The sequence below is a fragment of the Erwinia sp. L03-1 genome, assembly GCF_058686115.1.
On the sequence record NZ_CM178762.1, the window covers coordinates 1,476,071 to 1,490,387 of the forward strand.

At 49.4% G+C, this 14,317-nt stretch carries 8 protein-coding genes; 5 read left to right on the forward strand and 3 right to left on the reverse strand.

Features of this window, described 5'->3' with window-relative positions:
* Window positions 1-12: 12 nt before the first annotated feature.
* Window positions 13-1,716: a PTS fructose transporter subunit IIBC gene (fruA, locus tag AC4PCC_RS06775; RefSeq protein WP_492126824.1), complete on the forward strand. Its 1,704-nt coding sequence runs from the start codon at window positions 13-15 to the stop codon at window positions 1,714-1,716.
* A 98-nt stretch (window positions 1,717-1,814) separates the two neighbouring features.
* On the opposite strand, the gene AC4PCC_RS06780 is transcribed toward fruA, so the two are convergent.
* The 3 genes from AC4PCC_RS06780 to AC4PCC_RS06790 form a co-directional block, all read right to left on the reverse strand.
* Window positions 1,815-6,773, reverse strand: a complete 4,959-nt coding sequence (locus tag AC4PCC_RS06780; RefSeq protein WP_492126825.1) for an RHS repeat domain-containing protein — start codon at window positions 6,771-6,773, stop codon at window positions 1,815-1,817.
* A gap of 652 nt (window positions 6,774-7,425) precedes the next feature.
* Window positions 7,426-8,268, reverse strand: a complete 843-nt coding sequence (nfo, locus tag AC4PCC_RS06785; protein ID WP_492126826.1) for a deoxyribonuclease IV — start codon at window positions 8,266-8,268, stop codon at window positions 7,426-7,428.
* Window positions 8,269-8,353: 85 nt separating this feature from the next.
* Window positions 8,354-9,412: a YeiH family putative sulfate export transporter gene (locus AC4PCC_RS06790; RefSeq protein WP_492126827.1), complete on the reverse strand. Its 1,059-nt coding sequence runs from the start codon at window positions 9,410-9,412 to the stop codon at window positions 8,354-8,356.
* Between the two features lie 127 nt (window positions 9,413-9,539).
* On the opposite strand from AC4PCC_RS06790, the gene yieE reads away from it, so the two are divergent.
* The 4 genes from yieE to AC4PCC_RS06810 all read left to right on the forward strand — a co-directional run bounded on the left by yieE (window position 9,540) and on the right by AC4PCC_RS06810 (window position 14,116).
* Complete coding sequence (gene yieE, locus AC4PCC_RS06795; protein WP_492126828.1) at window positions 9,540-10,406, forward strand: DNA-binding transcriptional regulator YeiE; 867 nt, start codon at window positions 9,540-9,542, stop codon at window positions 10,404-10,406.
* A gap of 225 nt (window positions 10,407-10,631) precedes the next feature.
* Window positions 10,632-12,098, forward strand: coding sequence for an amino acid permease (locus tag AC4PCC_RS06800; RefSeq protein WP_492126829.1), 1,467 nt, complete (start codon window positions 10,632-10,634; stop codon window positions 12,096-12,098).
* 150 nt (window positions 12,099-12,248) lie between these two features.
* The gene (locus AC4PCC_RS06805; RefSeq protein WP_067708617.1) at window positions 12,249-13,331 is read left to right on the forward strand and encodes a FecCD family ABC transporter permease; all 1,083 of its coding nucleotides are present in this window, start codon (window positions 12,249-12,251) and stop codon (window positions 13,329-13,331) included.
* Entirely contained in the window at window positions 13,328-14,116 is a 789-nt protein-coding gene (locus AC4PCC_RS06810; protein WP_492127461.1) for an ABC transporter ATP-binding protein, read from the forward strand. Before AC4PCC_RS06805 ends, AC4PCC_RS06810 begins: the two co-directional genes overlap by 4 nt.
* Window positions 14,117-14,317 lie beyond the last annotated feature (201 nt).

Genomic DNA, 14,317 nt, shown 5'->3' on the forward strand with positions numbered 1-14,317 from the left:
AGGAGAAGCACATTGAAAACGCTGCTGATAATTGATTCTTCGCTGGGCCTGGCGACAGGTTATCTGGCAAAAAACATGGCAACCGCCGCTGCGGTGAAACTGGGCGTGACGCTGACCGACAGCCTGGCTGAGGCAGATCGGGTGATTGTGGCAGGAAAAAGTATCCCCGCCGACGCCAGCCTTGACGGGAAATCCGTATACGTTGCTGATATCGAAGAGCTCATGCGCCAGCCAGACGCGGTGCTAACCACGGCGCAAAGCGAAGCTAAAACCTGGCACGCGCCAGCAGCCTCGCCAGCGCAGGCGCCAGCAGGTGCCCTAAGCGAACAGCGGGCAAAACGCATTGTCGCGGTTACCGCCTGTCCAACCGGCGTGGCGCATACCTTTATGGCAGCAGAAGCCATTGATACCGAAGCGAAAAAACGCGGCTGGTGGGTTAAGGTGGAAACGCGCGGATCCGTGGGCGCGGGCAATACCATTACGGCAGAAGAAGTGGCAGAAGCTGATCTGGTCATCGTGGCAGCGGATATTGAGGTGGATCTGGCGAAATTTGCCGGCAAGCCAATGTATCGCACCTCTACCGGACTGGCGCTGAAGAAAACCGCCCAGGAGCTGGATAAAGCGGTCGCGGAAGCGAAGCCTTATCAGCCTAAAGGGAGCAGTAGCTCAGCATCACAGGGTGAAGAGAAGAAAGAGGGCGCGGGTGCCTATCGTCATCTGTTAACCGGTGTCTCCTATATGCTGCCGATGGTGGTAGCGGGGGGGTTGAGCATCGCGCTGTCGTTTGCTTTCGGTATTACCGCCTTCAAAGAGCAAGGCACGCTGGCGGCGGCGCTGATGCAAATCGGCGGCGGTAGCGCATTCGCGCTGATGGTTCCGGTGCTGGCTGGCTTTATTGCGTTCTCCATCGCCGACCGCCCGGGCCTGACGCCGGGCCTGATTGGCGGCATGCTCGCTACCAGCATTAACGCGGGCTTCCTCGGTGGGATTATTGCCGGTTTTATTGCCGGCTATGCGGCAAAATTTATCAGCGCCAAACTCAGGCTGCCGCAGAGTATGGAGGCGCTCAAGCCTATTCTGATTATCCCGCTAATCGCCAGCCTGGTCACCGGCCTGCTGATGATTTACGTGGTCGGCACGCCGGTTGCTAAAATCATGGAAGGGCTGACCCACTGGCTGGCGAATATGGGAACGGCCAATGCAGTGCTGCTGGGTGCCGTACTGGGTGGCATGATGTGTACCGATATGGGCGGCCCGGTCAATAAGGTGGCCTATGCCTTTGGCGTCGGCCTGCTCAGTTCGCAAACCTATGCGCCGATGGCGGCAATCATGGCGGCGGGCATGGTTCCTCCGCTGGCAATGGGGCTGGCAACGCTGGTGGCGCGCAGGAAATTTAATAAAGGCCAGCAGGAAGGGGGCAAGGCAGCACTGGTTCTCGGCCTGTGCTTTATCTCCGAAGGGGCCATTCCCTTTGCCGCACGCGACCCGATGCGCGTACTGCCCTGCTGCATTGTGGGCGGCGCGTTGACCGGTGCCATTTCCATGGCGGTGGGCGCGAAGCTGATGGCGCCGCACGGCGGCCTGTTTGTTCTGCTGATCCCCGGAGCTATCACCCCGGTTATGGGTTACCTGATGGCTATTATCGTGGGAACCCTGGTGGCGGGCCTCTCCTACGCGGTACTGAAGCGTCCCGAGTCGGAGCTGGCTAAAGCCTGATACCCCTCTGATGAAAAAAAGCGCGGGCAACCGCGCTTTTTTTATGTTTCATGTTGATAACTACTTTTCATCAGAAATAATATAATTTCTCAGCCAGTTCAGCTGTGGAAATTTTTATTAAACTGAAGTACCGCTTCAATATCGTGCGTACCGTCAAAAAAGTCATCGGGATAATATATATGGTAGGGAGCAATTGTCCAGTTTGGCTCTCCTTTAAGCCAGGATGAAAGCTTGTGAAATTTATTTTTAGAACCGTAAGCCGGATAGGCTTTAGCTGAGGGATTAGCAATAAAGGCCTCATCGGCCGCATCAGTGTAAGCCCAGACTTCGTTAAGATAAGAAGCGACAGGTCTTCTAATAAACTGGGCAACTTCCAAAGCTGCACTGGTGCGACCCGCATAGCAGGATACGAGTAATAAAGGAGTATCCCTGGCCAGGTTCAATTCTCCATCACGCGTAGCTGTATTAAACATGGGGATTATATCGTTTTTGGAAACAGAGAATGCATCAACCATATCGCCGGCGCGATTCATCAACATAGGAGAGTCACGTAGGCCATGGGTAGAGTACATCGCTATGCCCCTACCCATATAATTTGTCATAAAGGCTGGTAAATTTTGGTCTTTCTGGTCAGGGAATGTGTAAAAAGCCCAGCTGGAAGGCTGAGATTCATTTATCAAATTATATGAAAATTTAGCAATTTCTAATCCTATTGCTGCGATGCCAAATCCTAATGACGCCATTTCCATTTTTGCCGACAGCTTAGGATCAGAGTGTTCAAGTACGCCAGAGGCGACAGCAGTAGCACCACTAAAATAGGTGAGATTTCTTACGAGGAAACTCGCAACAGAGGCCATTCCATCGGTCGCCAATGAGCTGGCAATAAGACCGGTTCCGATAAGTATATTGCCCCAGGCATGTAAGCTCATAGCACCCGTAGGATCGCTGTAGTTAACCGGGTCACCATCACAATAGCTATAGGGATTAATGTATTTCCCTGCAACAGGAGAGAGCAGGTCTGGCGTCAAAAATTGTTTTAACCGGGGGTGATAGAATCGCGTACCATGCCCCATAATATAACAACCGCTGGTAATATCAAAAGACCCTTTATCATTGCGGTTTGAGTTAGCCCCTGTAGTACAGTAATCCTTCCATGGAAGGTAATCCGAAAAATTCAGGGATGTATCTTCCGCAGGGTTAATTCTTATTAATGACTCTCCACGAACGTCGGTAGCAACCAGGTTATAGACTTCTTCATTTGTTATATTATCGGTTACACAGCTACCGAAGAGATTATCGAGGAAAACTGTTGTCTTACCTTCCGTCCTGATTTTCAGCAGCGTGTCACCCACGTAGTAATATTCCCTTACTTTATTACCAGTTTTAACAGAAATAATTCTGTCCCGGCAATCGTAGGTATACTCAGAATGTACTCCCTGTTCATTTCTACAGCCAGAAAGCCTGCCTACGGTATCATAGGTATAGGTTTGACCAAAGCCATCATTCGTTATCCTACCTGCATCATCATAGGTAATGTAACGGTCTGCTAAAGGTTTATTGTTGTCAACTTGAGTGAGCCTGGTTAGTTTGAATGGAGATAAAGTATCACCATATATAAATAGTGATTTCTTGATTATATTATCCTCCGACTCTTCGCTGAGTGAGATTATCCTGTCGAACCCATCCCACACAACGGTTTGCTTCTTTATCTTTCTGCTATCAGAATTTTCAGGCGGAAAACCATCGCATTGATAACTGATAAGTTTGTTATTAGAGTTATATAAAAAAGTCTCTTTTTTTATCAGGTTTCCTTCTATCAGGAAATCCCTTTGCGTCAGTTTGTCGAGGGTGTTGAAAGAGTAATGAACTTCGCAAGTTTTTTTAAATCGGGGTGTTTCAGTCATAATCAGATAGTTAGTGCATCGACCAAACTCATCGTAACGATGACGCATAAGGATTTTATTTAATGAGTCTTTAGTAAAAGAGTTTTTTTCTTCAACGAGAGAAAGGCTATTATAAGTAATATCTGTTGTAGACTTAACCCCTGCGGTGCCAGTGATAAAGCCATCTTCGTTATATTTAAAAGTAGAATTGCGTGCCCCAGTTGTTTTTGTAAGGAGTGGTTTTCCATTAATGGTGCTATCATTTTCAGACGTTAGTATGCTGTTATGGTAGTTATTCTTTTCGATAATAACATGTCCAAAGGGATCATATTGATACTCGTAGTATTTTTCCCCTTGTGAAGTATTTTCAGATATTCGGGTAACAAGACCATTATTTGCATCATAGGTGTAATTTCTTACAGTAGTATCGAAAGAGAGACTTTTTATTTTATTAAGAAATTCAGGGTAATAGGTAAAGTTAATAATTTCCTTATCATTCATTTTCTTTGACGTAACGCTTTGTGAATCGTAGGTGTAAGAAATGAGTCCGTTTTTTAATATCCTACCCCAACTGTCGTAGGTTGCAGATAGAATCGAGGTGCTGACATTTCCATCCCTAACACTAATATCTGATGGCTCTCTAACGCCGGATTTATAGTTGTAATTTAAAGTGCTGTTTTTTATTGATTCCTGGGTTGAAATTAATCCCTCCTGGTTATATATAAGATTGAGTGTAAAAGGAATGTCGGGTTTTTTTATATTAGTTGTTCTTCCAAAATTATCATATTCCATCTGAGTAAGATCGTACTGCAACTGATGATCCTCGCCATTCCACCGGCCAAAAGCACTCAGCTTTCCTTTTGTCATAATCTTGAAAAGCGCAGCGGTAGTGGTTTTTTTGTTATTTGCATCAGCGCCCGACCAGAATGAGCTGAAAATATCAGAGATTGGTTGATTATTATAGTGACCTACAGTTCCATCTCCTTTTTCAACTCGCTCAAGGTTATCCCATATGTTGTAAAAATATTCTTCTTTAAGTGAATTTATAAATTTTCCCTGATTCGTAAAATCGTTAGTGATCTTTCTTTTTATTTTCCCGGTAATATCACGTAAGACCATAGACAAAATTTGTTTTTGACTGTCAGGCTTTATTCCTGAAAGCAGTGTTTTGCATACATGCCCATCTACATCCATGCGGCTTTCCACGCTAAAGAGGTGTTCATTATCTGTATAACTGGTGATCATTTGGTTGTCAGTGAATGTATAATTAAAAATTAATTTCTTTTCGTTCTTTTGTCCCTGGCAATGAGTAATAATACTCAGCATATTTTGATCGTTATAAGAATAAGTGGTTTTGTTACCGAAAATGTCTATTTCGTATATTTTTTGGTATAAAGGGAGTGACCATGCCGTTTGCTGAAAAACTGCTTTAGTACCATCCGGTTCGGGTGAGAATTTTTTTTCACAAATTATTGTATATCTGTTGTAACTGGCACCCTGTGTCCATTTTAACTCCATGGTTCTTAATGTATTTTGATCATGTGTAGAATAAGAAATGCATTCCTTAATTTTTCGTCCAAATGAGTGTTCATTTTTATCTTTGTTGTATTCATGCGATATCAAACCGCATACCGCCCCTGCACTAAAGTATTTCTCACTCAGGCAAACTACGGCATAGGCTTGATCCCTGAAATCTTGTTCGTAGGCGTCAATTTTCCCATATGTATAAATTACGGATCTCGTGTTTCGTGATATCATTTTAATAAATCTGACAAAATTATTAATATCTGGCGGGCAATTTACATCTCCTTTAGCAGGGTAGTATTCTATTTTTTCTTCACGCCCATCTGAGTTTTTAGATGACGTGATATTTCCATAGTCGTCATAGGAGAACTCTTCTGTTTTTCTATTTTTATAAGCGGAATCTCCTAATTTGAATTCAGTTGTTATTTTTTCTACCTTACTGTAATTAACTGGCTGCTCTGCAAATCCTTTGTAATCAAGAGCGGGGTAATGTAAGGAAACAGATTTTACTGCTCGCTTCAATATCCTATTTTTATCATCTTTATGACTTATCTCTGTATATTCATCAGTCTTAAGATGAAACTTATTATACATTCTGGATATTTTGTATTCTTTTTGGGTCGTCGGTGAACTTTTAGGAACGTCGACGGTATAACTTTCAATGCTTTGATATGAATAAGGCTGGTCATGATTGTTGTTGGCTATTTCTGAGACTTCATAAAGGTAATCTTCGTTCTCTTCCAAATCACGTGTCCTTTTCCCCCGCCAACCTAAGTAATTCGTATCGGTAAATTCATAGCGTTTTGTATACGTGAACATTTCCTCATTAATGTACTGTGTGTGATCATGTTGCTTTATATAGGGGACTTTCAGATCCTTTCGCTCAGGAACATAAAATCCGACTGTATTCAAATGAAAATAGTCTTTAACCTGAAAAGGGGATGATATTTGCTTGATGAAGTTCCCTTGCCTGTTGGCAGATTCATCATGATAATCAAGAGACCACACTGTGTTTTTTTCTTTTCCTTTAATTATTTTTACTATTCTTTTATTGGCGATTTCGAGTGTTATTGTTGGAGAGTTGTTTATTGCTGGGTAACTTATAAATGTTATTTCTTTCTCAAAGTTCACTATTTGGAGGTAAGTGGTGCTAGGGTCTCTAATCTCAGTAAGACAATCTACTTCATCTCTTTTTATCCAGGTGAAATAGAGCACTTCACCCAAAGGCGAGTATAAGTTGTCAAGTCTCTTGATCGATCCGTCACCCGAAAGTCTTTCAACAATTCCATTTTTATGTGTAATGTAATGAAAATCTCCTTTTTTATAAAATTTAAAATCAAGTGGCCGGTCATCGACGAATTCGTAAGGATATACGTTTCTCTTGAGATAGTATATTTTCCCACTTCTGGTTATAAGAGACATATTCTTCGAATCAAATTGACTGACGTTGGCATAAAATCCCCTTCCGTACTGCTCAGATATATAATTTGGTCGATAATGCAGCGTGAAGTTAAAATCTGGTCCTAAATGCTCGTTACTGATGATGTTAATAATAGGAATTGAAAATATCAGTTGCCCCGTTTGTGGGTCCACTTTTGGTAGAGGGCTGTTACTCACTTTTATTGCGCGAGACTCGACAAAATCGAACATGATGTGTTCCTTAATGATTATTTGTATTCTGTACTTGGAAACGTTCCAGTTTATAACGTGCATTCTACTTTTTACATTTTAAAACCCCTCATGGCTATTTGAATTTTTAATAAAGCACCATTAATCGCTAATCGATATAACGCGGGGCCCTGGTTTTTTACTCGATATTATTAATTCATTACGTGCTTTTAAAATATATCTGTCAACAAAATGAATGATTTTCTGAATTATTTTATGAATATTTCTTAATGCCTGGCATAAATGAAAATATAATTTTAAACGATGTGGTAGAGGGTGGGGTTAAGCTATGGCGGGGGCATGACGAGAAATATTATGGGTACGTTAACGTTGACGAAGGGAAATAGTAAGGGGGTATTAAATAGCGACTAACAGGCTAACGCCGCTTTTTTTCAGTTAAGCCATCTCTGGTGAAAAGTTTACTCACTGATAAGAATAATACTTCTGGCTGCCTGTGTGCCCATTTCGGTTACTCAGCGATAGAGGCTTCATGGGGCCTGCTGTGATGCCGCCTTTATGCGATCCTGGGATGTTGGGTAAGGACGCAGCTCTCTTTTCTCGCGGAATGTCCGCGAAATGAGCAATGTGGCAGACAGGCACAGCAGGATTCTTTGCCATAAAATATCTGGCAGTACTACTTTTGCTCTGACCTGAGCCACGCGATTTCATCTTTCCAGATATCGGGATTTACCGTCTCCAGAATCAGCGGAATGCCATCAAAACGCGCATCTTTCATCAGCCAGCTAAATACCGTTTTACCAATATTGCCTGCACCCAGGCTGTGATGACGGTCGACCCGGCTGGCGAATTCACTTTTAGCATCGTTGAGATGCATACCGCGCAGAAAATCGAAGCCCACCGTGCGATCAAATTCAGCAAAGGTGTCCACGCATGCCGCCTCCGTACGTAAATCATATCCTCCGGCAAAGGCATGGCAGGTATCAATACACACGCCGACGCGTGATTTATCCTCTACGCCATCAATAATCGCCGCCAGATGCTCAAAGCGGAATCCCAGATTGCTGCCCTGTCCGGCGGTATTTTCAATGACGGCAGTCACGCCCTGAGTCTGGTCCAGCGCAATATTGATAGACTCGGCAATGCGCTTCAGGCACGCCTCTTCATCAATCTGTTGCAGATGGCTGCCGGGGTGAAAGTTAAGTAGCGACAGTCCCAGCTGTTCACAGCGGCGCATTTCATCTAAAAACGCCTCACGAGACTTATCCAGCGCCTCCTGCTGCGGATGGCCAAGATTAATCAGATAACTGTCGTGCGGTAGGATCTGCGCGGAGGTGAAATGGTATTTTTCACAGGCCTCGCGAAAGGCGGTAATCACTTCACTACTGAGCGGCGCGGCCCGCCACTGGCGCTGATTTTTAGTGAAAAGCGCAAAGGCCGTGGCTTCCAGTTCATGGGCGCGGATCACTGCTTTGTCTACGCCGCCCGCTGCGCTGACGTGGGCACCAATATATTTCATGCCATCTCTCCTGTTATTGGCCTCTTTTCAGGCCGCAATGATAACCGCAGGCGGTAAGCGATGACCACAGATGCTGCACGGTAAGTTATGACCACAGATGCTGTACGGTCAGGTTGATAATGCCACCGCCGGCGATCAGCCAGATAAAAAGCAGTCCACCCAGCATAAGGGGTTTTGTACCGGCTTGCCTGAGGTCTGCAAAGCGGGTGGTCAACCCCAGCGCCGCCATTGCGGCAGCCAGCAGCACATTATCGACCTGGGTAAGTCCGCTAACCAGCGAGGCGGGTAGCAGATGCAGCGAGTTGACCAGTACGGCGACAATAAACAGCAGAGCAAACCAGGGGATTTGGATCCTGGTCTTTAGGGTACCGCTCTGGCTGGCCGTACGTTTTACCCAGGCACTGAGCAGCAGCAGGAAAGGAGCCAGCATCATCACGCGCAGCATCTTCGCGATCACGGCAGCGTTTTCGGTTTCCGGGCCGACGGCGTGTCCGGCAGCGACAACCTGTGCCACTTCATGCAGCGTTGACCCGGTATAAACGCCCCAGATTTCAGGCGTCAGATGCGGAAACAGGCTATGCGCATAGGGGTAGAGCAGGGGATAAATGAAAATCGCCAGGGTGCCGAAAATCACCACGGTGGCAACGGCGACGGCCACTTTCGCTGAATCAGCTTTGATCACCGGTCCCGTCGCCAGAATTGCCGCTGCGCCACAGATACTGCTGCCTGCACCGATCAGCCACGCAGACTCCCGATCGAGGCCCAGCAGGCGTCGTCCTGCCCAGCAGGCGATAAAAAAGGTTGAACTGAGGGTCAGCAAATCAATGGCGATGCCCCGTATGCCCACTTCCGTGAGCTGTTGAACGGTCAGCCGAAAGCCATACAGCACTATCCCCAGCCGCAGCAGACGCTGCTTTGTCAGCAACACGCCCACATCACAGCGGGCCGCAACGCGAAAGTAGAGCGTGTTGCCGAAAACGACCCCGACAATAATCGCCAGCGTTAGCGCACCCAGCCCGAGTGAGGCTATCACCGGCAGGGCGCTCAGCCAGGTGGCGGCTGCGGCGAGCAGCAGCGCCATCAGCAATCCCGGAATAAAGCGCTCTGGTCGCGCAGGGAAAGTGGGGAAAGTAAAATCAGTCATGGCTCGCTCCTTTTCAATACGTACAGCATGGAGAATGCTGGTTTAAAAGAGAAATAGATTATATATTTATTATTAACCACTATTAGAGATAGATTTAGGGCCATTATCAGATGGAGAGGGGGAAGTTATGCATATCACGTTAAGGCAGCTGGAGGTGTTCTGCGAGGTACTGAAAAGTGGATCCACCACTCAGGCCTCACAGGGAATGTCGCTGTCCCAGTCGGCCGTCAGCGCAGCACTGGCCGATCTCGAAGGGCAGATCGGCGTCCAGCTGTTTGACAGGGTGGGCAAACGGCTGGTGGTGAACGAACATGGGCGGCTGCTCTACCCGCGTGCGCTGGCGCTGCTGGAACAGGCAATGGAAATAGAGCAGCTGTTTCGTGAGGACAACGGCGCCCTGCGGGTTTATGCCAGCAGTACCATCGGCAATTACCTGCTGCCTGGCATGATTGCCGGCTGGCGCCGCGATTATCCTGATTTGCCGCTCGAGCTGAGCGTCGGTAACAGCCAGGAAGTGATTAATGCGGTCGCCGACTTTCGGGTCGATATTGGCCTGATTGAAGGCCCGTGTCACCGACCCGATCTGATAAGCGAACCCTGGCTGGAGGATGAGCTGGTGGTGTTTGCCGCACCCGATGCAGATATCTTCAACCAGCCGGTCACGCTTGATACGCTGGCCAGCGCCACCTGGATCCTGCGTGAAAAGGGGTCGGGGACGCGAGAAATCGTCGATTATCTGCTGCTTTCCCATCTGCCGCAGTTCAGGCTGGCGCTGGAGCTGGGGAATTCAGAAGCAATCAAGCATGCGGTGCGTCACGGCATGGGCATCAGCTGCCTGTCGCGCCGGGTTATAGAGGAGCCGCTGGCGCTGGGAACGCTGCGCGAGGTGGCCATTCCTCTGCCCGAACTCAAGCGGACGCTGTATCGTATCCACCATCGGCAGAAACATCTTTCCCGACCGCTGCTGCGCTTCCTCAGCTACTGTATCGAATAGTCCCTGACCGCTGTTGTGCTCCTCAGCGACTAGTCCCTGACCGCGATATGCCTGCCCTGGCACCTGCGTTATAAGTATTACCGTGGTATTGACGCGGGATAAGGGGCTGTTGCTTATAATTCCGGGCTGATCATGAACCTATCTTATATCGCGGTGGAATCACTATCCCTGCGGGGGGAGTTTGTTACAATCGCGCCTTATTTATCCAGGATACAGCATTTCAAGATGGTTAAGGACAAAAAAACAACAGAACAGCCTGCGCTAAGGCGTGAGTTAAAGGCGCGTCATCTGACGATGATCGCCATTGGGGGTTCAATTGGTACCGGCTTGTTTGTTGCCTCGGGTGCGACCATTTCCCAGGCGGGTCCGGGCGGGGCGCTGCTCTCCTATGTGTTGATCGGCCTGATGGTCTATTTCCTGATGACCAGCCTGGGGGAGCTTGCTGCCTTTATGCCGGTCACCGGCTCCTTTGCCACCTATGGCGCGAACTACGTTGAGGAAGGCTTTGGCTTCGCACTGGGCTGGAACTACTGGTACAACTGGGCTGTGACCATCGCTGTTGATCTGGTGGCATCCCAGCTGGTGATGACCTGGTGGTTCCCTGATACCCCCGGCTGGATCTGGAGCGCGCTATTTATGGGCGTGATTTTTCTGCTTAACTACATCTCGGTAAAGGGTTTTGGTGAGGCGGAGTACTGGTTTTCCTTAATCAAAGTCGTGACGGTCATTATCTTTATCGCGGTAGGCGTGCTGATGATCGCGGGCATTCTGCGCGGCGGTGAGAATGCCGGCTGGCACAACTGGCAAATCGGCGATGCACCGTTCTCCGGCGGCTTTTCAGCCATGATCGGCGTGGCAATGATTGTCGGCTTCTCTTTCCAGGGAACGGAGCTGATTGGCATCGCCGCCGGTGAGTCCGAGGATCCGGCGAAGAACATCCCCCGCGCCGTGCGCCAGGTGTTCTGGCGTATTCTGCTGTTCTACGTGCTGGCGATACTGGTGATTAGCCTGCTTATCCCTTATACCGACCCGCGCCTGCTGCGTAACGACGTGAAGGATATCAGCGTAAGTCCCTTTACCCTGGTGTTCGAACACGCGGGTCTGCTTTCGGCGGCGGCGGTGATGAATGCCGTCATCCTGACGGCGGTGCTGTCGGCGGGTAACTCAGGCATGTATGCCTCCACCCGTATGCTGTTTACCCTGGCGCGGGAAGGCAAAGCGCCGCGCATCTTTGGCAAGCTGTCGAAAGGCGGCGTACCCCGTAATGCGCTGTATGCCACCACCGTGGTCGCCGGGCTCTGTTTTCTCTCCTCGATGTTTGGCAACCAGACGGTCTATCTCTGGCTGCTGAATACCTCCGGGATGACCGGCTTTATCGCCTGGCTGGGTATTGCCATCAGCCATTATCGTTTCCGCCGGGGCTATATCGCGCAGGGGCATTCGGTCGCCGAACTGCCTTACCGCTCAGGCCTATTCCCGCTGGGCCCGATTTTTGCCTTTATTCTTTGTCTGACCATCACCCTGGGACAGAACTATCAGGCCTTTTTGCAGGATCGTATCGACTGGTATTCGGTTGCGGCCACCTATATTGGTCTGCCGCTGTTCCTGATTATCTGGCTGGGCTACCGGCTGACCAAAAAAACCCGTTTTGTGAAGTACAGCGAGATGGTATTCCCTTCCAGTAATCGCTAATTCAGACAGCGTGATACGCACAGGGCGCGGCTTCCGCGCCCTTTTGGTCACAGCTTCTTACTACTAATACCATTGATAACCATTATCATTTGCTTTATTGTTACGCCGCTGCTTCTCCTGCCTCAGCGCGAACAATTACAGGTATTAACCATGAGTGTGACCCACGACTCCATGCAGTACGTCGAAAAACAGCCTAAAGAGAGCGTGATGGGACGTTACCATCAGCTGCTTCGCTATCGCCTGCTGCTGATGGCCGTGCTGGTACTGGCTATTCTCGCTTCGCTCATGCTGGATTTTACGCTGGGTCCGTCCGGGCTCTCCCTGCATGATCTCTGGCGGACGCTGCTGTCGCCGGAGAGTGTTGATGCCGGAACGCGCGTTATAGTCTGGGACATTCGCCTGCCCTATGCGCTGATGGCAGTGGTGGTAGGACTCTCGCTCGGCCTGGCAGGGGCAGAGATGCAAACCATTCTGAATAATCCGCTGGCCAGCCCCTTTACCCTTGGGGTGTCGTCTGCCGCCGCCTTTGGTGCCGCGCTGGCTATCGTACTGGGTATCGGCATCCCCGGCATTCCTGACCAGTGGTTTATCTCGGGTAATGCCTTTATCTTTGCGCTGATCGCCGCGCTGATGCTGGATGGCGTGACCCGCTGGACGCAGGTTGCCACCTCCGGCGTGGTGCTGTTTGGCATCGCGCTGGTGTTTACGTTTAATGCGCTGGTCTCGATGATGCAGTTTATCGCCAGCGAAGACACGCTTCAGGGGCTGGTGTTCTGGACCATGGGCAGCCTGGCGCGCGCCTCCTGGCAAAAGCTGGGCGTGCTGACGCTGGCCTTTGCGATACTGGTTCCGTTCTCGATGATGAGTTCATGGAAGCTGACGGCGCTGCGCCTGGGCGAAGATCGCGCGGTGAGTTTTGGCATTGACGTGCGGCGTCTGCGTCTGGGTACGCTGCTGCGTATCAGTATTCTCTCTGCGCTGGCGGTCGCCTTTGTGGGACCGATTGGTTTTATTGGCCTGGTGGCACCGCATATCGCCCGTATGATCTTTGGTGAAGACCATCGCTATTATCTGCCTGCGAGTGCGCTGACTGGCGCGCTGGTACTGTCCATGGCGTCGGTCGTGTCGAAAAACCTGATCCCCGGAGTGATTATTCCGGTCGGGATCGTCACTTCACTGGTCGGTGTACCTTTCTTCCTGAGTATTATTCTGCGCCACCGGGGGACGGTCTGATGGACGGTTTAACGATCAGCGGTTTCCATGCCGGTTATCCGAAGCGCAGGGTCATCAGTAATCTGAATGTTCCCTGTTTACCACGTGGGAAGATCACCGTGCTGCTGGGGCCAAACGGCTGCGGTAAATCTACGCTGTTGCGGTCCCTGGCAGGCCTAAACCGCGCGCATGGCGAACTGTGGGTCAATGGCTGTGAGCTGATGTCGCTGCCGTTTGCCCGTCGTGCGGAGCGTGTGGTTTATCTGCCACAGTCGTTACCTGCAGGCGTTCATCTGCACGTGCTGGAATCGATTATTGTTGCGCAGCGCGCATCCGGTGGCCGCAGCAGCGCCGATAGCGAGGCGGAAGTCATGGCCCTGCTGGATCAGCTGGGCATCGCCCATCTGGCTTTATGCTATCTGGACCAGCTCTCTGGCGGTCAAAAACAGCTGGTGGGTCTGGCCCAGTCGCTAATCCGTCGGCCGGAACTTCTGCTGCTTGATGAACCGCTAAGCGCGCTGGATTTGAACTATCAGTTTCACGTAATGGATCTCGTTCGGCGGGAAACCCGCAGGCGAAATATCATTACCGTGGTCGTGGTACACGATATCAATATTGCGCTGCGTCACGGCGAACACGTACTGATGCTGAAAAACGGCGAGCTGATCGCTGACGGTACGCCGGAAGAGGTTATCACTCCGGCGAGCCTGGCAAGCGTCTACGGCGTAAGAGGGCGCATTGAGCGCTGCTCTCAGGGTACGCCACAGGTGCTAATTGATGGTCTGGTGACCGCGCCGGTATTCTGATGCTTCAGATGCTTCAGATGCTTCAGATGCTTCAGATACTTACGATGCTTTAAGGGTAACGGTTAAGGTTTACGCCCCGTTACCCCAGCAGTAAGCGGGGCGCTTGCGCCCCGTATTAAAAAATAAACCGGTGAACCGGTAGCGGTAAAATTGGCTGTTTTAAGTGTGAGCAAAAGGACTGATAACACATTAAGCATTACC